At 50.5% G+C, this 17,564-nt stretch carries 18 protein-coding genes and 2 tRNA genes; 8 read left to right on the top strand and 12 right to left on the bottom strand.

Translation table 11 applies throughout. The features are described from left to right. Positions 1-69: 69 nt before the first annotated feature. Positions 70-146 (top strand) — tRNA-Asp (locus tag H0248_RS17865). 234 nt (positions 147-380) lie between these two features. After that, on the top strand, positions 381-1,169 hold the full coding sequence (locus H0248_RS17860; protein ID WP_180786932.1) for an endonuclease/exonuclease/phosphatase family protein: 789 nt from the start codon (positions 381-383) through the stop codon (positions 1,167-1,169). A gap of 68 nt (positions 1,170-1,237) precedes the next feature. Here H0248_RS17860 and mltD read toward each other — a convergent pair whose 3' ends face one another. Both mltD and gloB read right to left on the bottom strand, forming a co-directional pair. Further along, the gene (gene mltD, locus H0248_RS17855) at positions 1,238-2,611 is read right to left on the bottom strand and encodes a murein transglycosylase D (RefSeq protein WP_180786931.1); all 1,374 of its coding nucleotides are present in this window, start codon (positions 2,609-2,611) and stop codon (positions 1,238-1,240) included. Between the two features lie 70 nt (positions 2,612-2,681). Beyond that, positions 2,682-3,437 (bottom strand): hydroxyacylglutathione hydrolase, encoded by a 756-nt coding sequence (gene gloB / locus H0248_RS17850; RefSeq protein WP_180786930.1) that lies wholly within the window; start codon positions 3,435-3,437, stop codon positions 2,682-2,684. 43 nt (positions 3,438-3,480) lie between these two features. Here gloB and H0248_RS17845 point away from each other — a divergent pair, with 43 nt between their 5' ends. After that, positions 3,481-4,191, top strand: a complete 711-nt coding sequence (locus H0248_RS17845; protein WP_180786929.1) for a class I SAM-dependent methyltransferase — start codon at positions 3,481-3,483, stop codon at positions 4,189-4,191. A 19-nt stretch (positions 4,192-4,210) separates the two neighbouring features. Here the strand turns inward: H0248_RS17845 and rnhA are convergent, their stop codons facing one another. Beyond that, positions 4,211-4,777, bottom strand: coding sequence for a ribonuclease HI (gene rnhA, locus H0248_RS17840; protein WP_180786928.1), 567 nt, complete (start codon positions 4,775-4,777; stop codon positions 4,211-4,213). On the opposite strand from rnhA, the gene dnaQ reads away from it, so the two are divergent. Next, a complete protein-coding gene (dnaQ, locus tag H0248_RS17835; protein ID WP_104210413.1) occupies positions 4,731-5,468 on the top strand; it encodes a DNA polymerase III subunit epsilon in 738 nt (245 codons plus the stop codon). The two genes, rnhA and dnaQ, sit on opposite strands and share 47 nt — an antisense overlap. A gap of 172 nt (positions 5,469-5,640) precedes the next feature. Further along, a tRNA-Asp gene (locus tag H0248_RS17830) sits at positions 5,641-5,717 on the top strand. Between the two features lie 124 nt (positions 5,718-5,841). Here the strand turns inward: H0248_RS17830 and nrdF are convergent. The 7 genes from nrdF to H0248_RS17795 all read right to left on the bottom strand — a co-directional run bounded on the left by nrdF (position 5,842) and on the right by H0248_RS17795 (position 12,412). Next, positions 5,842-6,804, bottom strand: a complete 963-nt coding sequence (gene nrdF, locus H0248_RS17825; protein ID WP_014916297.1) for a class 1b ribonucleoside-diphosphate reductase subunit beta — start codon at positions 6,802-6,804, stop codon at positions 5,842-5,844. A gap of 24 nt (positions 6,805-6,828) precedes the next feature. Next, positions 6,829-8,991 (bottom strand): class 1b ribonucleoside-diphosphate reductase subunit alpha, encoded by a 2,163-nt coding sequence (nrdE, locus tag H0248_RS17820; protein ID WP_180786933.1) that lies wholly within the window; start codon positions 8,989-8,991, stop codon positions 6,829-6,831. Beyond that, positions 8,988-9,395: a class Ib ribonucleoside-diphosphate reductase assembly flavoprotein NrdI gene (gene nrdI / locus H0248_RS17815; RefSeq protein ID WP_010280810.1), complete on the bottom strand. Its 408-nt coding sequence runs from the start codon at positions 9,393-9,395 to the stop codon at positions 8,988-8,990. The genes nrdE and nrdI overlap by 4 nt, the downstream gene beginning before the upstream one ends. Positions 9,396-9,404: 9 nt before the next feature. Then, positions 9,405-9,644: a glutaredoxin-like protein NrdH gene (nrdH, locus tag H0248_RS17810; RefSeq protein ID WP_039352306.1), complete on the bottom strand. Its 240-nt coding sequence runs from the start codon at positions 9,642-9,644 to the stop codon at positions 9,405-9,407. 608 nt (positions 9,645-10,252) lie between these two features. Further along, positions 10,253-11,047, bottom strand: a complete 795-nt coding sequence (gene speD / locus H0248_RS17805; RefSeq protein ID WP_180786927.1) for an adenosylmethionine decarboxylase — start codon at positions 11,045-11,047, stop codon at positions 10,253-10,255. A 44-nt stretch (positions 11,048-11,091) separates the two neighbouring features. Next, positions 11,092-11,955 carry a polyamine aminopropyltransferase gene (speE, locus tag H0248_RS17800; protein WP_180786926.1) on the bottom strand — a complete coding sequence of 288 codons (864 nt, stop codon included), beginning with the start codon at positions 11,953-11,955 and terminating at the stop codon, positions 11,092-11,094. A gap of 109 nt (positions 11,956-12,064) precedes the next feature. Then, a complete protein-coding gene (locus tag H0248_RS17795; RefSeq protein WP_180786925.1) occupies positions 12,065-12,412 on the bottom strand; it encodes a YacC family pilotin-like protein in 348 nt (115 codons plus the stop codon). A gap of 561 nt (positions 12,413-12,973) precedes the next feature. Between H0248_RS17795 and H0248_RS17790 the strand changes: the two genes are divergently transcribed. Both H0248_RS17790 and H0248_RS17785 read left to right on the top strand, forming a co-directional pair. Next, positions 12,974-14,596, top strand: a complete 1,623-nt coding sequence (locus H0248_RS17790) for an ABC transporter permease (protein WP_180786924.1) — start codon at positions 12,974-12,976, stop codon at positions 14,594-14,596. A 4-nt stretch (positions 14,597-14,600) separates the two neighbouring features. Continuing rightward, positions 14,601-15,686 (top strand): ABC transporter ATP-binding protein, encoded by a 1,086-nt coding sequence (locus H0248_RS17785; protein ID WP_180786923.1) that lies wholly within the window; start codon positions 14,601-14,603, stop codon positions 15,684-15,686. On the opposite strand, the gene H0248_RS17780 is transcribed toward H0248_RS17785, so the two are convergent. Next, entirely contained in the window at positions 15,687-16,121 is a 435-nt protein-coding gene (locus H0248_RS17780; RefSeq protein WP_180786922.1) for a GNAT family N-acetyltransferase, read from the bottom strand. A gap of 152 nt (positions 16,122-16,273) precedes the next feature. Between H0248_RS17780 and hpt the strand changes: the two genes are divergently transcribed. Then, the gene (hpt, locus tag H0248_RS17775; RefSeq protein WP_011094841.1) at positions 16,274-16,807 is read left to right on the top strand and encodes a hypoxanthine phosphoribosyltransferase; all 534 of its coding nucleotides are present in this window, start codon (positions 16,274-16,276) and stop codon (positions 16,805-16,807) included. A gap of 59 nt (positions 16,808-16,866) precedes the next feature. On the opposite strand, the gene can is transcribed toward hpt, so the two are convergent. After that, positions 16,867-17,508, bottom strand: coding sequence for a carbonate dehydratase (gene can / locus H0248_RS17770; protein WP_010280785.1), 642 nt, complete (start codon positions 17,506-17,508; stop codon positions 16,867-16,869). Positions 17,509-17,564 lie beyond the last annotated feature (56 nt).

The raw sequence follows: 17,564 nt of genomic DNA, 5'->3' as shown, positions 1-17,564 counted from the left end.
GTAGGGAACTGCCAGGCATCAAATTAAGCAGTAAGCCGGAGCAATCTGGTGGTTGTAGAGAAATTCGGTGGAGCGGTAGTTCAGTTGGTTAGAATACCTGCCTGTCACGCAGGGGGTCGCGGGTTAGAGCCCCGTCCGTTCCGCCACTTATTGTAAAAAAGCCCTAAGTTAACCCTTGGGGCTCTTTCGTTTCTGAATATTAGAGTTTGTATATAAGTTCGTTCCTTTCTCCTTCTCTTCTTTTTTGTTTTTGCCGATCACTTCATTTTTCCTACCCTATCGCCGAGCGTACATTGTAAGTCTGCGATAAAATTCTATAACAGAAGAGTACTCTTTTTTGATAGGGTATTTAGAGTATTAAAACCGATAGTGGATTAGGCGTGCGGAAAAGAACCTATGCAATGAGGTATGTTGCCGGCCAACCGGCTGAACGTATCTTTCCTCCTGGGGAAATGCATTATCCGGGACAAGTGCTACCGACAGGCTCATTGTTGCTGGAGGGTGATGTGTTACGCGTCATGGTGTGGAATATTTTTAAGCAACAACGAGTGAACTGGCTTTCCGTGTTGCAGAATTTCGGTAAAGGTACCCAGCTAGTTCTGTTGCAGGAAGCGCAAAGCACGCCAGAACTCATCCGTTTCGCAACCACTAACTACCTTTCTGCCGATCAGGTTCCTGCCATTATTCTCCCGCAGCATCCATCTGGTGTGATGACGCTATCAGCAGCTCAGCCAGTATATTGCTGTCCTTTACGTGAAAGGGAACCCCTGTTGCGTTTGGCTAAGTCCTCTTTGGTGACGGTCTACGCGCTTCAGAATGGCCAGAGGCTGATGGTTATCAATATCCATGCGGTTAACTTTAGTTTTGGTGTTGAGGTTTATACCAAGCAGTTGGCTGCGATTGGGGAACAACTCGTACATCATCAGGGGCCAGCTATTATGGCCGGAGATTTTAATGCGTGGAGTCAGCAGCGTATTAACGCACTTAATCGGTTTGCGATAAGTATGGGGTTGCAGGAGGTACATTTCGTTGATGACCAACGGCGAAAGGCGTTTGGTCGCCCGCTCGATTTCGTCTTTTACCGTGAGCTGACCGTTAACCAGTCTTCTGTATTGGTGACTCAGGCCTCAGATCATAACCCACTGCTCGTTGAATTTAGCCTGAGTTAATCGCTATAAAAAAACAGCCCATCTACAGATGTAGAGGGCTGCTTATCGTCACTGATTCTGATATGACGTTAAGAATCAGGTTTTATGTTGCTGCTAACATAAAGCGTCAGACGATCGCCTGGCTGGATGTTGGCATTCTTGTTGATAACCGTATTCCAACGCATCACATCAGCGATATTTACGCCATGCCGTTTAGCAATACTTGCCAGTGAATCACCCTTCCTAACCTGGTAGGTGATAGAACTGCTATTGCCTGACGCTTTGGCTACTTGCAACGTCTGGCCAACCTTGAGCGCACCAGCGCTACGCAGATTGTTCCAGCTCTGCAAATCTTTCGCGCTGACATTAAGCCGTGCCGCAATGGCTGATAAGGTATCACCTGAGCGTACCTTATACTGCTGTGATGCTGGCGTTGGCTGCGTTTGCGCTAAGCGTGTTGGTTGAACCGCTGCGATGTCACCATCAGCCAGTGAATCTTTCAACTGCTCAACGTGAGCTTTAGGAACCATAATGTAATGTGGGCCATTTGGCGCGGTAACATTACGTTTATAGCCCGAGTTATAGCTCTTCAGCTTATTCAACGACAAACCAGCCATCTCAGCAGCTTGCGTCAACTCTATCTGCTGACCCAGCTCAACCTTTGCTAATGCGCGGCTTTCATTGGGTTGCGGCAGACTCACGCCATACTTCTTGCTGTTTTTAAGAATATCGCTCAAAGCCAGCATCTTAGGAACATAGATTGACGTTTCCCGTGGTAACGCCAGCGCCCAGAAGCTGGTTGATTTTCCTTTTGCTTTATTCGCTTTCATCGCCTGCATAACCCGGCCTTCACCACTGTTGTATGCGGCAACGGTCAATAACCAGTCGCCATCAAACATCGTGTTGAGTCGTTGCATCATATCCAGCGCAGCCGTCGTAGACGCAATCACGTCGCGACGTCCGTCGTACCACTGGTTTTGTTTCAAACCATAATTGCGTCCTGTGCCAGGGATAATCTGCCATAGCCCAGCGGCATTGGCGGATGATGTGGCACTTGGATCAAAAGCGCTCTCCACTATGGGTAGCAGTACCAGTTCCATCGGCATTTTACGTTGCTTAATCTGCTCGACTATCCAGTACATGTACGGCTCTGCCCGTAATGTTACATCGTGGAGATAGCTCTTATTGTTCAAATAACGCATTTTTTGCTCGCGGATCCGGGCGTTTTCCGGAACCTCCATCTTCAGCTCGTCGCCAATGAAGTTCCACAGATTTCGTTGCGCGAGGCTATCGTCATCTAGCCATCGCGCGGAGGCCTCTCGACCATCTGTGTACTTTCCTGCTTCACTTTGACTTGCCGAAGACAAACTCTGTGCATGCTGCTTGGGTTGAGAGGTGTCATGTGGTGAGACCTGACAACCCGCCAGCAAGACTGAGGCGATAAGTATCGCTTTAGCCTTCATATGTTGGTCAATAGTTGCTTAAAAGACGAGCAAGGATACTTTGATTAGAGGAATAGCACAACCTAAACCTTCAGAAGCAGTCTTTCTTGCTACGTAGCATCTCAAAAACTTGCCAATTCTCTATATTTTCAGGTTCCTTTGATAATTTCCTTTTTAAATCAATTTCATGACAGCGGAGGAATAGGTTGATTTTTCTCTCCAGCCCTAATGTCGTTGGTAAACTAGACTGCGATTTTTCTCGTATCTGACTGATTTCATGGAGATAAGCTTCAATAATGGGATCTTCTGGCAATATCGCATTAGAAAATCTTAAGTTTGATAGCGTGTATTCATGAGCGCAGCACACTATCGTATCATCAGGAAGTTTTGCTATTTTTTGAATAGATTCATGCATTTGTCTCGGGCTGCCTTCAAAAATACGACCGCATCCCGCTGAAAATAGGGTGTCGCCACAGAACAAAAATGGCGCACTGTAGTAAGCAATATGACCAGATGTGTGCCCTGGAACCTCAATTACAGAAAATTCCGAATTTAACAAAGAGACGGCATTTCCTTCTTCCACCAGGTAGGTCGCGCCGCATTTAGCGGTTTCTTTTGGGCCAAAAACAGGCAGATTAGGGTAATGCTTGAGGAGCACGCTGACGCCTCCTACATGGTCGTTATGATGGTGGGTGAGCAAGATTGCTTCGGGGAAAAGTGAATGCTGATCGAGCGCATTAAGCACCGGGGGCGCCTCACCAGGATCGACGATCACACAGCGATTTTCTTTATTGCTCAATAGCCAAATGTAGTTGTCCTGAAGTGCGGGGATACTGATAAGATTCATTCATCACCTCTTTTTTCTAGCAGCCTGAGGACGAGAACAGAAGATGAAATTGGCACGAACCCCTCAGACCATTGTTGCACCTGATTCATGGGATGATATCACCTGTGGGCAATTTTATCGCGAGTCGATTGAACTGGCTTTGTTGCCATGGTGGCCAAAACTCTTTGGTTTTCATCTTATCAAGGTAGGGGCGCTAAGCGCGGAAATCCATGTAACAGAGTGTGCGATTGCGCATCAGGTTAATGTTGCTCCACACGGCGATAATCTTCATGTCATCGCAGATGCTCATCAATTACCGTTCTCTGAAAAGTCGATCGACGCCTGCCTGCTTGCTCAAACGCTGTCATATTCATCGGACCCGCATCGTATTCTGCGGGAGGTTGATCGTGTCTTGATCGATGATGGTTGGTTAATCCTGAGCACGTTTAATCCGATCAGTCTGGTTGGCTTGGGTAAACTGATCCCCAGACTCAATAAAAAACATCCTTATTGCAGCCGCATGTTTACTCAAATGCGTATTACGGACTGGCTGGGGCTATTGAACTATGAGGTTATCGAACAGACCCATTTTCACGTTACGCCATGGCGAAGAAACAAAGGGAAGTTGAATAAACATATTCCGATGTTGGGGTGTCTGACGCTGATTATTGCCCGGAAGCGCACAATTCCGCTGACGTTTACGCCGATGAGGGCGAGATTGCGCAAAGCATCAGTGCGCCGCACGGTGGGCGCAACAAAGATATATCGAAGATAAGGCGGACGCCTACGGTGATTTACTCAGCCTGATAACCGGTGTCATCAAGCGTTGGTGCACTGGCGGCGGCGCGAGCAAGTTCATCACAGCGCTCGTTTTCTGGATGCCCAGCGTGCCCTTTTACCCATTCCCAGCGCACGGAATGGCGTTGAATCGCGGTATCCAGTCTTTGCCAGAGATCGACGTTCTTGACCGGTTTTTTATCGGCGGTTTTCCAACCCCGCTTTTTCCAGTTATGAATCCAACTGGTGATTCCCTGACGAACATATTGACTGTCTGTGCTGAGTACGACCTCACAGTCGGTGGTCAGTGTTTCAAGCGCTGCAATTGCGGCCATTAGCTCCATTCTGTTATTCGTCGTAAGACGATAACCAGCACTCAATGCTTTTTCGTGCTGCTTGTAGCGCAGCAGGGCGCCATAGCCGCCGGGGCCGGGATTACCGAGGCAAGATCCGTCGGTGAAAATTTCTACCTGTTTGCGCATCTCTGGTAGACTCTCCCTTATGATAAAAACGGCAAGTCTGACATAAACGAAAACGATGAGCACTGAAATTACGCGACAAATCGTCCTGGATACAGAAACCACCGGTATGAATATGCTGGGGGTTCACTATGAAGGGCATAAAATTATCGAGATCGGTGCAGTTGAAGTGATTAACCGCCGCCTGACGGGCCGTCATTTTCACGTCTATATCAAACCCGATCGTTTAGTGGATCCCGAAGCGTATAACGTACACGGTATTAGCGATGAGTTTCTGGCTGACAAGCCGACGTATGCGGATATCGTGGATGATTTTCTCGATTTTATCCGTGGCGCAGAGCTGGTCATCCATAACGCAACGTTTGATATCGGCTTTATGGATTACGAATTTCGGCTGCTGAACCGAGATCTTCCTAAAACGGAGACGTTCTGTAAGATTACCGATAGCCTGTTAATGGCGCGGAAGATCTTCCCCGGTAAGCGTAACAGTTTGGATGCGCTCTGCGATCGCTACCAGATAGATAACAGCAAGCGTACGCTGCACGGCGCATTGCTCGATGCCGAGATTCTGGCAGAAGTTTATCTGGCGATGACCGGTGGTCAGACGTCACTGACTTTTTCGATGGAAGGTGAAACGCAGCAGAAGAATGAGAATACCGAAACGATCCAGAGAATCGTCCGCCCTCAATCGGCGTTAAAGGTACTTTACGCTGATGAGTCAGAGCTATTAGCGCATGAACAACGTCTGGATCTGATTGCTAAAAAAGGCGGGAGTTGCCTTTGGCGGGCAGAATAGCATCGCCGTGATATTCGCCTTTTGCGCAGTAAAAAGAATCGGCTGATCGCACTGCGGGTGAGAGAATAGCCAGCAAGATGAAATTATAAGCAAACAGAAACGGTTAGTTATAAAAAGCATTGACGTAATAGTGCCGTCATCTTAGTATTCATCCCGCTCAGTGAGCACGAGTGGAGCGGTAGTTCAGTTGGTTAGAATACCTGCCTGTCACGCAGGGGGTCGCGGGTTCGAGCCCCGTCCGTTCCGCCACTTATATGAAGGCCCTGAATCAGAAATGGTTCAGGGTTTTTTCATTTCTGGGTTTATCGAAAAAAGACTGTAGAGAAGCGTTTTGGAGAAAAATGTGGCCACCCGAAAAGCAGCGGCCATTTTTTTAGAAGTCCCAGTCTTCGTCTTCGGTGTTGACGGCTTTACCGATTACATAAGATGAACCCGAGCCAGAGAAGAAGTCGTGGTTCTCATCCGCGTTTGGCGATAGCGCCGAGAGAATTGCGGGATTCACATCCGTCATGCTGGCGGGGAACAGCGCTTCATAACCCAGATTCATCAGCGCTTTGTTCGCGTTGTAGTGGAGGAATTTCTTCACATCCTCCGTCCAGCCGACGCCGTCATAGAGTTCCTGCGTATATAACACCTCATTGTCATACAAATCCTGTAGCAGATCGTAGGCGAAATTTTTCACCTGCTGCTGACGAGCGGAATCGACCTTCGCTAAGCCGCGCTGGAATTTGTAGCCAATATAGTAGCCGTGTACCGCTTCGTCGCGGATGATAAGCCGGATCAAATCCGCCGTGTTGGTCAGCTTGGCACGGCTTGACCAGTACATAGGCAGGTAGAACCCCGAGTAGAACAGGAACGACTCCAGAAACACGCTGGCGACTTTCTTCATCAGCGGATCGTCACTGCGATAGTGCGACAGAATAATGTCGGACTTTTTCTGTAGCGCGGTATTCTCTTCGCTCCAGCGATACGCATCATCGACTTCGCTGGTTAGACACAGCGTCGAGAAAATAGAGCTGTACGAACGAGCATGCACCGCTTCCATAAAGCTGATGTTAGACAGCACGGCTTCTTCATGTGGCGTCACAGCATCGGGCATGAGTGTTGGTGCGCCTAGCGTATTTTGGATGGTATCTAACAGCGTTAGTCCAGTGAAGACACGGATCGTCAACTGACGCTCGCGGGCATTCAGCGTACTCCACGACGGAATATCGTTAGAAAGTGGCACCTTTTCCGGCAGCCAGAAGTTAGACGTCAGCCGGTTCCAGACTTCCAAATCTTTGTCGTCTTCAATTTTGTTCCAGTTAATCGCCTGGACGCGAGTGAGTGCGGTCATGCTTCGATTTCCTTCCGCGATGGCTTAGAGCGCACAGGACACACAGCCCTGAACTTCGGTGCCTTCCAGCGCCATCTGCCGTATGCGAATGTAATAAATAGTCTTAATGCCCTTGGTCCAGGCGTAGATCTGCGCTTTATTGATGTCGCGCGTGGTGGCGGTATCGCGGAAGAACAGCGTCAGCGAAAGCCCCTGATCGACGTGCTGCGTCGCGGCGGCATAGGTGTCGATAATCTTCTGCGGCCCGATTTCATAGGCATCCTGGTAATACTCGAGATTGTCATTGTTCATGTAAGGGGCAGGGTAGTAGACGCGACCAATCTTGCCCTCTTTACGAATTTCGATACGTGACACAATCGGGTGGATGCTAGACGTCGAGTGGTTGATATACGAAATCGAACCGGTCGGCGGAACCGCCTGCAGGTTCTGGTTGTAAATACCGTGCGCCATCACGGATTCGCGCAGTGCCGTCCAGTCCTGCTGAGTGGGAATGTGGATGCCTGCCTGTTCAAACAGTTCACGTGCGCGTGTTGTTGTGGGTTCCCAGATTTGCTCGATGTACTTATCAAAATACTCACCCGTAGCATATTTTGAGAGTTCAAAGCCTGAGAAGCGCTGGTTCCGCTCTATCGCTAACGCATTCGATGCCCGAATTGCGTGGAAAGCGACGGTATAGAAATAAATGTTAGTGAAATCGACGGCTTCTTCTGTGCCGTAAAAAATCCGTTCTTTCGCCAGATAGCCATGCAGGTTCATCTGACCTAAACCAATGGCGTGCGATTGGTCGTTGCCTTTTTCGATGGACGGCACAGAGCTGATGTGGCTCATATCGGAAACGGCAGTCAGCGCGCGGATTGCCATTTCAACCGTCTGGCCGAAATCGGGCGAGGCCATCGCGTTGGCAATATTCATTGAGCCGAGGTTACAGGAGATATCCTTGCCAATGTGGCTGTAGCCAAGATCGTCGTCGTACAGGCTGGCCTCGTTGACCTGCAAAATCTCAGAGCACAGGTTACTCATATTGATACGGCCGTGAATCGGGTTCGCGCGATTCACCGTATCCTCAAACATCATGTAGGGATAACCGGACTCGAACTGGATTTCGGCGAGGATCTGGAAAAATTCGCGCGCCTTAATTTGGGATTTACGGATGCGCTTGTCGTTGACCATCTCATGGTATTTTTCGGTGACGCTAATTTCTGACAGCGGCACGCCATAAACCTGCTCGACATCATAGGGCGAGAACAGGTACATCACCTGATTATTCTTCGCCAACTGGAACGTGATATCGGGAATGACCACACCTAAAGACAGCGTCTTGATGCGGATTTTCTCATCGGCATTTTCCCGCTTGGTATCTAGAAAACGCAGAATATCGGGGTGGTGTGCATTGAGGTATACCGCCCCCGCACCTTGACGCGCTCCAAGCTGGTTGGCGTAGGAAAACGCATCTTCCAGCATTTTCATGATAGGGATAATGCCGGACGACTGGTTTTCAATACGTTTGATCGGCGCACCGGTTTCGCGGATGTTGCTGAGCATGAAGGCCACGCCGCCGCCGCGTTTTGAGAGCTGAAGCGCGGAGTTAATTGCTCGGCCAATCGACTCCATATTGTCTTCAATGCGCAGCAGGAAGCAGGAAACCAGTTCGCCGCGCTGCTTTTTACCGCAGTTGAGGAACGTGGGGGTGGCGGGCTGGAAGCGTCCGCTGATGATTTCATCGACCAGCGCGCTAGCGAGTGCCGTGTCCCCTTTAGCGAGAGTCAACGCCACAAGGCAGACGCGATCTTCGTAGCGCTCCAGATAGCGCTTGCCGTCAAAGGTTTTCAGCGTATAGCCGGTGTAGTATTTGAACGCACCCAGAAAGGTTTGAAAGCGGAACTTGTGAGCGTAGGCCTGCTGGAAAAGACTCTTGATGAAATCGAACTGATATTGATCCAGCACTTCCGCTTCGTAGTAGCCTTCTTCCACCAGATAACGCAGCTTTTCTTCCAGATTGTGGAAAAACACGGTGTTCTGGTTTACATGCTGTAGGAAATAACGGCGCGCCGCGAGCTTATCCATCTCGAACTGGATATTCCCCTCTGTGTCGTAGAGGTTGAGCATCGCGTTCAGCGCATGGTAGTCGAGTGTATGGTAATCGAGTGAGTGAGCATCTGCATCGGCCTTGGTTGCCTTTGCACTCACGTGGTCTGTTGTTGCCAAAATTCAGTGACTCCCTTACGCACGTTTGCAACGTCTTCTGCCGTGCCGAGCAATTCAAAGCGGTACAGGTAAGGCACCTGACATTTCTGCGCAATGATGTCGCCAGCGATACAGTACGCTGCACCGAAATTGGTATTGCCTGCGGCAATCACGCCGCGCAGATAAGCGCGATTATGAGGATCGTTGAGAAAGATGATGACCTGACGCGGCACCGCCCCTTTCGTGCTGCCTCCGCCGTAGCTGGGGACAACCAGAATATAGGGGCGATCAACTTTCAATGCAGGCTGTTCTGTCGCTATCGGGATTCTCAGGGCTGGCAAGCCAACCCTGGAAATGAAGCGATGCGTGTTTTCCGACTGGCTGGAGAAATAGACCAGCGGGTTCATATTGCCCCCTTACTGCAATTGCAGGGCTGCGTTCAGAGTACTGATCTTATCCGGGCGGAAGCCGCTCCAATGATCGTCGGCCGTCATCACGACGGGTACCTGTTGATAGCCCAACGCTCTTACCTGCTGCAACGCCTGTTCATCTTCAGTTAAGTCGACCAGTTGATAGTGAATTCCTTGCTTGTCCAGCGCACGGCATGTGGCGTTGCATTGAACACAATCTGGCTTAGTGAAAATAGTAATACGCATGATTCGTATTTACCCTTTAGCGTGAAAAAAGTCTATCGGAGCGGCTATCTTCAGGGCGTGTTCACCCGAACCGATCCACTGGGCAGCGACCCGTTACGCGAGCGCTACACAAAGAATACTAGATGTGGGTGTTTTGAATTTCAACCACACAAGATATATGATTTTTAGTTGACCTTATACCTATTGACGCGAACCCAGATGCAGCAAGGCTGGGAGAGAATGCAAGCAAAAAATGCAGAAAGAAATAAATGTGACGCGCAGCATTTTTGACGAAATAGTGTGCGAAGAAATGAAAGACATATGAACTCACTACACCTCAATCTTCCTCAGGCGCTGTACCTTATACATAAATACAGGGAGTCATCATGGGTTTTGTCCTTATCTGGCGTAAAAATTATGCAGCGGTGGTCATGAACACCGATGGCTCCGCGTAGCGGCATAATTTAGCCGGAAGCCAGGGTTCGCAGGGGGGCGGCGATTGAGCAACCCTGCGTCGGGCGCGTGCTACGTGGTAGCATGAAAATGATGACATCATCGCGCACGAAACCGTCTCTTAGTTGGCATACAAATGTGACTAAGAGACAGCCCTGTGAGGTGAGATGTATCGATTACAGAACGGGCAGGTTTCTGCCGTAATAGATTTCCTGCATTTCGTGATACAGCAGATCGGTGATTCTTTTCCGTTCAGCAGCGCTGAGCTCTTCTGGACTGACGTTGAACAGGTAGTGTTTCAGGTCGAAGTCTTTCAATAACATTTTGGTATGGAAGATATTTTCCTGATACACGTTCACGTCCATCATGTGATAGAGCGCTTTCATGTCCTCGGACATGAAGTTCTGAACCGAATTGATCTGGTGATCGATGAAATGCTTTATGCCATTAACATCACGGGTAAATCCCCGCACGCGATAGTCGATGGTCACAATATCGGATTCAAGCTGGTGGATGAGGTAGTTCAGCGCTTTCAGCGGTGAAATCACGCCGCAGGTAGAAACTTCAATATCTGCGCGGAAGGTACAGAGTCCGCCTTCCGGGTGGCTTTCCGGATAGGTATGGACACAGATATGGCTTTTATCCAGATGGGCAACGACGGAGTTAGGCAACGGCCCTGGATGTTCTGAGGTATCGACATCTCGTGGATCGATGGGTTCTTCGCTGACCAGAATGGTCACGCTGGCACCTTGTGGGTCATAGTCCTGACGGGCGATGTTAAGGACGTTGGCACCAATAATTGAGCAGGTTTCAGTGAGGATTTCTGTTAAACGGTTAGCGTTATATTGTTCGTCGATATAGGCGATATAAGCATCGCGATCGTCGGCCGTTTTGGTGTAACAGATATCGTAGATACAAAAACTCAGGCTTTTCGTTAGGTTGTTAAAGCCGTGTAGCTTCAGCTTGTGCAATTTACGTCACCCCCTTATGGCTGTGTGATTCCCTAAGTAATGGATTATTGGGCATTTTGTAACGCGCTCAACAGATACTGTGGCAGGGCAAAGCTGCCGATGTGAACATCAGGCGTGTAATAGCGACAAGCGATAGCGGATTGCGCAAAACGCTTGCGCAGCGTGGTGGCCTCTATCTGGCGCAGCGCAGGGTTATTGCTGGCCCAGGCAAACGTCATAATGCCGCCGTAATAAGTCGGGATCGCTGCCTGATAAAAGCTGACATCTTTGAAATAGTGGCTGAGTTTTTTATGACTGCCGACGGCTTCATCCTGTTGCAGGAAGCACACCCCATTCTGCGCGACGAAAATCCCGCCTTCGTTCAGGCAGCGGGCGCAGCCCTGATAGAAATCGGAGGTGAACAGGCTTTCACCGGGGCCGATGGGGTCGGTGCAATCGGAAATAATGACGTCAAATTTTTCGTTGCACTGTCTGACGAAGTTAACGCCGTCATCAATCACCAGATTAAAACGCGGGTCGTCATAGCTACCAGCACTGTGATTGGGCAGATATTGGCGACAAAATTCCACCACGCCGGCATCGATTTCTACCATCGTGATATGTTCGACGCCGCGGTGCCGGCTGACTTCCCGTAGCATACCGCCATCGCCGCCACCGATAATCAGTACGCGTTTGGCGCTGCCGTGTGACAGAAGGGGAACGTGGGTGAGCATTTCGTGATAGATGAATTCATCGCGCTCGGTGGTTTGCACCACGCCGTCAAGCGCCATCACGCGACCTAATGCGTCGTTTTCAAAGATGATGAGATCTTGATGATCGGTCTTTTCGTGATACAGCACGCGATCAACCGAAAAATACTGGCCGAAGTTGGCATGCAGGGTTTCATACCAAATTTCTTTCTGGGACATGTTAGGGCTTCCTCCGCGATAACAGCCATGAAAATTGGCGCGCCATCATAGCTGACTCTTTTGCCGCTTGCACGGTCAAATTTCAGTCAGCGCGGAGGAGGAGGGGGAGCTACTGTGCGTAGGAGAGCAGACCCAGTGAATTACGTGCCAGAGACTGACATTTCTTCGGTGTCGGGATAGCGATGTTACTCAGATCGCGATAGCTGTCTTCACCCATCGCCGTCATGTCGTACGCGCTGTAATTGCTGAGATCCCAGCGGTTTTGCTGAGCAAAAGCGACCAGCGTTCGACGAATCTGTTCATTCGGCAGGTCTTGATAGCCACAGTGGTTTTTCAGATAAACAAAGATCGCGGTCAGATCGGCCAGATCTTCCGCTTCAAATTCATTCAGCGCCTTGCTGGCGGAAGAGAAGCTCATCAGGCTTAGCAGGAGCAGAGCCAGCGCAGAGTTTTTCATGGTTGAACCTGTTCCAAATGTTGTCAGATGACGTTATCACAGATATCCCATGAGGTTCCAAGTTTTCTTACGGGAAACATCTGATATCCCCGTCATTCTTCAAGCTGCATGTGCGTTGGCAATACTCGGCTCATCTCTGAGCCTCGCCCTGAAGGGTCGCCGCAAGCGGCGCTCAAATCGGCTAAGCCGATTTGTCCTCGCTCACCCCAGTCACTTACTTATGTAAGTTCCTGGGGATGAATGAGAGACATCCTGTCTCTCACCAGAGGCCAGCCACTGGCTGGTCAAATTCGTTCCTGACGAATTTGTCGCTGTGTCGCCGCCTGCCTGCAACTCGAATTATTTAGGGGATTGCGATAAAAAATGAATGGTGAAAAGGCGGAAAACGCATAATTGCAATCTATTGAAATGGTTGAATTTTATTTTAGTGGCAGTCGGTGATGGCAATCGCCTCAGGTTAATCGCAGGATTAAAGCCCATTTATCGCTGTTTGATACGATGACGCCACCGTCAGCCTCTGTTATTAATAACAGCGATCTCATCTAATACAGTTTTTATTCTATGATCTCCGGTGTTTGGCGCGTCAGTAGTTGGTTGTTGGCGGGACTGTTGCTGCTTCCTTTAGCAACGGTTTTTTATCAGGCTTTTTTTGCCGATGGGATGGGATTTAGCCAACTGTGGCAAATCGGGTTACCCACCTATCTGATACATTCAGTGGTCATCGTGATTGGCACGCTTTTCTTCAGTTTACTGTTTGGGTTGCCTTCCGCCTGGTTTATCGCCATGTACCGTTTTCCCAGTCATCGCGTACTGCAATGGGCGCTTTGCCTGCCGCTCGCGATGCCCGCGTTTCTACTCGCCTACCTTTATACCGATGTGCTACGGCACCTATCCCGGTTGTTGCAGGAAGGCGGGCTGCAGATAGCCTCGTCGTGGGGGAAATCCCACATCGCTGGGCTACCCGTTTCGCTGGGCTGCATCAGTCTGGTGTTGGCGCTGGTGCTTTATCCCTATATTTACCTGCTGGTGCGTGAAGCGCTGGCGAAACAGCCTGCCAGCTTGATTCATTCGGCTCGATTACTGAATCAAACACGTACCCAGGTTTTACGCCGCTTATGTTTGCCTATTGCACTGCCTGCGATTGCCTGCGGTGGCGCGCTAGTGGTGGTTGAAACGCTGGGCGATTATGGCGCGGCGTCTTATCTTGATACCCCAACGATGACAACACAGGTGCTGGATATCTGGCAGAAGCAGGGCGATCTCGGCGCGGCGGCACGCGTTGGCGTGTTGATTTTGCCCGCGATCTTCCTCTTGATGTTTCTGGTTAATGTCTGGCGTCGCAAGCAGAGAATTTATCAAGCTCAAGCCAATCCTTCTCAGGTGGTTCCGCCTGTGTTGAGCGGGTGGCGCAGCAAAGTGGTTCGCAGTTACTGCTGGGGCATCGTTTGTCTGTCGTTTCTGTTCCCGGTGCTATATCTACTCTTTCTGGCACTCCGACACATGATGTCAGTGTGGGATATGGCGTTCCTCCATGCAGTGATGAATAGCCTGTTAGCCTCTGCCATCGCGACTATCATCATTACGCTAATGGCGCTGTCGTTTATCTTTTACACGCGCACGGCTGGGATATTTGTCAATCAGACACCGGTTCGGCTAGTCAGCCTGAGTTTTGCCTTGCCCGGCGCGGTACTTGCCGTCGGACTGTTTACTTTGCTGTCGCTGGTGGACAGTGGAATTAATCTATTTGCCAACGCGGCGGGGTTACCTCCCGCGGAGGCTTTGCTGGCGGGATCGTTGTTTATTCTCATCCTCGCCTATAGCGTTAAATTTGGGCGTCTGATGCTGGACAGCCTTGAGCGCAGCATGGAAGGCATTCCACGATCGCTGGACAGTGCAAGTCTTGTACTGGGTGCTTCTCCCCTCAGCCGCTGGTCACGCGTACATATTCCGCTGTTGCGTCGCAGCCTGTTCATCGGGGCACTGCTGATTTTTACGGAAAGTATGAAAGAGCTGAATATCTCGTTACTGCTGCGCCCTTTCGGGATTGATACGTTGGCAACGTATGTTTTCCGCTTTACGGCGGATGAGCAGATTGCGTCATTTGCCTTTCCTGCGCTGGTGCTGGTAGCGGTAGGGTTAATCCCTGTTTTCTGGCTGAATCGCGCACTGAATATAAAAGGATAATCACATGGCCGCGCCGATAGATATTCTGAGCGTTCAGGCAGTAAGTTGTACGTTGCAGCAGTCTCCCGTGCTGGAGAACATCTCATTTACCGTGCGTGATGATGAGACGATCTGCCTGTTGGGGCGAAACGGCTGTGGTAAAACGGCGCTGTTACAGGTGATCGCCGGCTTGCTGCCGATTACTCAAGGCAAGATTGTTCTGGAAGGTGAACCCGTCAGCTCGCCGCAAGCGTACGTCCTGCCCGAGCTGCGCCAGGTTGGCCTGATTTTTCAGGACTACGCGCTCTTTCCGCATCTCACCGTGGAAGGCAACATTGCGTTTGGGTTGTATGGCCGCCCAGACAGCGAGGTAAAGCCAATCTGTGCGGAGATGCTGACGCTCTTGCAACTGGATGAGGTTGCCGCACGTTATCCACACGAGCTATCCAATGAACAGCAGCAGCGTTTGGCGATAGCCCGCGCGCTGGCCTGTGAGCCGAAACTGCTGTTGCTGGATGAGCCGTTTCCCGGTCTGGACAGCCAGACCCGCTATCGCCTGATCACCGAATTGCGGCAGATTCTCAAACAGCGTCATGTGGCGGCGGTTTTCGCTACGCACAGTCGGGAGGAAGCTTTTGCCTGCGCCGACCATCTGATTCTGCTGGATGAAGGGAAGATTATGCAGCAGGGCTATCCATCCGAGCTGTACCATCGCCCGAATAGCCGCTTTGTCGCTGATTTTATGGGGAATACGAACTATTTGCCTGTGAAAATTATGAGCGACCATCAATGGCAAAGCCCATTGGGCGATCATCAGGCGACCCATCCGCTCAATCAGCCGATGGATTCACAATGCGACTGGATGGTACGCCCGGCAGACGTGGCGTTGGCGCTCGATCCCGATGGTCCGGCGTCGATCGAAGACAGGCTATTCATGGGCACATCAAACTTGTATCGGGTGAAGATGGGAGAACTGATGCTGCTGGTGCAGACTGGCAACTGGTTTGAACCGGGGCAGCAGGTGCGTTTAAGCATTAAGACGGATCCGCCAGTCTTGTATCCTGCTTTGCCTGCCGCCAGCACTCCGGTTGACGGTTCTGAAACGAAATGATTATGCCTCTGTGTGCAGGTCTGACGCAGGCATGATCCACGTGCTATTGTGCTTTTCAAACCCTAATTTCGGGTAGTAATCTACCGCCAGCGGCGCGGCCAGCAAAATAATTTTGCAGCCTTTTTCAAGCTGCTGAGCGGTTTGTTGAATCAGCTTCTTGCCTATTCCTGCGTGCTGACAGTCCTCTGATACCGCCAGATCGGACAGATAGCAGCAAAAATGAAAATCTGTCACGCTGCGCGCGATCCCAACCAGCGTCTCTCCTTGCCAGGCGGAAACCAGCAGGTTGGCGTGCTTAAGCATACCTGCAATTGCCGTCTCATCATCCAGCGGGCGGCGCGGCCCCAATGACGTTTTCGCCAACAGCTCAATGAACTGCTGACTGGAAAGCGGGGCGTTCACTTTGTAGCAAACATCCACTGGTGGTGTGCTCATGGTGTCTCCTTCATGGTGTGGTTTCTGATATACTTCGCGCGCTTGGGCATTGCCCAGACTGATTCAAAAGTCAGCATTGGCGCATCATCGATAATGAGTCTGTCATTCTACCGAGGGTGCTGAATACCTTACTTCAAAGAGTTATCAGTATGATGAAACATACCGTGGAAGTCATGATTTCTGAGCAGGAAGTGATGGCGCGGGTTACCGAACTGGGGCAACAGATCAGCGAACACTACCGTGATAGCGGCAGCGATATGGTGCTGGTGGGGCTATTGCGTGGATCGTTTATCTTTATGGCCGATTTATGTCGGGCGATTGATGTCCCTCACGAAGTGGACTTCATGACGGCATCCAGCTATGGCAGCGGTATGAACAGTACGCGCGATGTTAAAATCCTGAAAGATCTGGATGAAGATATTCGCGGCAAAGACGTGTTGATCGTTGAAGATATTATCGATTCGGGCAACACACTGAGCAGAGTGCGGGAAATTCTGCAACTGCGTGAGCCAAAATCGCTGGCTATCTGTACGCTGCTGGACAAACCAGAGCGCCGTGAAGTGGCGGTGAAAGTTGAGTGGGTTGGGTTCTCGATCCCTGATGAATTCGTTGTGGGTTACGGCATCGACTATGCCCAGCACTATCGCCACTTACCTTACGTCGGCAAGGTTGTTCCACAGGAATAGCGTATCAGATAAGGCCGATGCCGTGAGCGACGCCCAGCGAGTGGGCGTCAGACAGCGTATCAAGGCAGGGAGGAAATCGCGCGGCGATAACGCTGTTCCAGCGTCTCCCGGTTGGTCGCCGTCACTTCCAGATCGCGCAGACGGCCATCCTGAATACCGTAAACCCAACCGTGGATCGTGACTTTCTGACCACGCTTCCAGGCGGACTGCATGATGGTGGAGTGGCCGAGGTTATAAACCTGCTCGACAACGTTGATTTCACAGAGCGTATTCAGCCGCTGTTCGGGAGGTAATTCCCCCAGCAGCGAACTATGCTTGTACCACAAATCACGGATATGCAGCAGCCAGTTGTTAATCAAACCCAGTTCCGGGTTTTCCACCGCAGCCTGAACACCACCGCAGCCGTAGTGACCGCAGATAATGATATGTTCGACTTCGAGAACTTCGACGGCATATTGCACGACAGACAGGCAATTGAGGTCGGTGTGAATAACCAGATTGGCGACGTTGCGGTGAACAAACAGTTCACCAGGCTCAAGGCTGGTCAGACTTTCCGCAGGTACGCGACTGTCCGAGCATCCAATCCATAGAAAACGGGGACGTTGTGCCTGCGCCAGACGTTCAAAATAGCCAGGATCCTCTTCCACCATCGTTTTAGACCAAAGCTGGTTATTGGCGATGAGCGTTTCAATTTCTTTCATGAAAGTAAATGACCTGTAACAAACAAGGGGCAGTGAGGAGTAATATAAGGCAACAT

The sequence above is a fragment of the Pectobacterium brasiliense genome (assembly GCF_013449685.1).
Taxonomy (GTDB): Bacteria; Pseudomonadota; Gammaproteobacteria; order Enterobacterales; family Enterobacteriaceae; genus Pectobacterium; species Pectobacterium brasiliense_A.
This window is presented reverse-complemented; position numbering and strand designations above follow the sequence as displayed.

Bases quoted from the DNA above. Each gene is read 5' to 3' on its own strand.
- dnaQ (WP_104210413.1), top strand. From the start codon at position 4,731: ATGAGCACTGAAATTACGCGACAAATCGTCCTGGATACAGAAACCACC.
- H0248_RS17790 (WP_180786924.1), top strand. From the start codon at position 12,974: ATGATCTCCGGTGTTTGGCGCGTCAGTAGTTGGTTGTTGGCGGGACTG.
- can (WP_010280785.1), bottom strand. From the start codon at position 17,508: ATGAAAGAAATTGAAACGCTCATCGCCAATAACCAGCTTTGGTCTAAA.
- H0248_RS17780 (WP_180786922.1), bottom strand. From the start codon at position 16,121: ATGAGCACACCACCAGTGGATGTTTGCTACAAAGTGAACGCCCCGCTT.
- nrdF (WP_014916297.1), bottom strand. From the start codon at position 6,804: ATGACCGCACTCACTCGCGTCCAGGCGATTAACTGGAACAAAATTGAA.
- mltD (WP_180786931.1), bottom strand. From the start codon at position 2,611: ATGAAGGCTAAAGCGATACTTATCGCCTCAGTCTTGCTGGCGGGTTGT.
- H0248_RS17785 (WP_180786923.1), top strand. From the start codon at position 14,601: ATGGCCGCGCCGATAGATATTCTGAGCGTTCAGGCAGTAAGTTGTACG.
- speE (WP_180786926.1), bottom strand. From the start codon at position 11,955: ATGTCCCAGAAAGAAATTTGGTATGAAACCCTGCATGCCAACTTCGGC.
- H0248_RS17845 (WP_180786929.1), top strand. From the start codon at position 3,481: ATGAAATTGGCACGAACCCCTCAGACCATTGTTGCACCTGATTCATGG.
- gloB (WP_180786930.1), bottom strand. From the start codon at position 3,437: ATGAATCTTATCAGTATCCCCGCACTTCAGGACAACTACATTTGGCTA.
- H0248_RS17795 (WP_180786925.1), bottom strand. From the start codon at position 12,412: ATGAAAAACTCTGCGCTGGCTCTGCTCCTGCTAAGCCTGATGAGCTTC.
- hpt (WP_011094841.1), top strand. From the start codon at position 16,274: ATGAAACATACCGTGGAAGTCATGATTTCTGAGCAGGAAGTGATGGCG.
- nrdI (WP_010280810.1), bottom strand. From the start codon at position 9,395: ATGAACCCGCTGGTCTATTTCTCCAGCCAGTCGGAAAACACGCATCGC.
- nrdH (WP_039352306.1), bottom strand. From the start codon at position 9,644: ATGCGTATTACTATTTTCACTAAGCCAGATTGTGTTCAATGCAACGCC.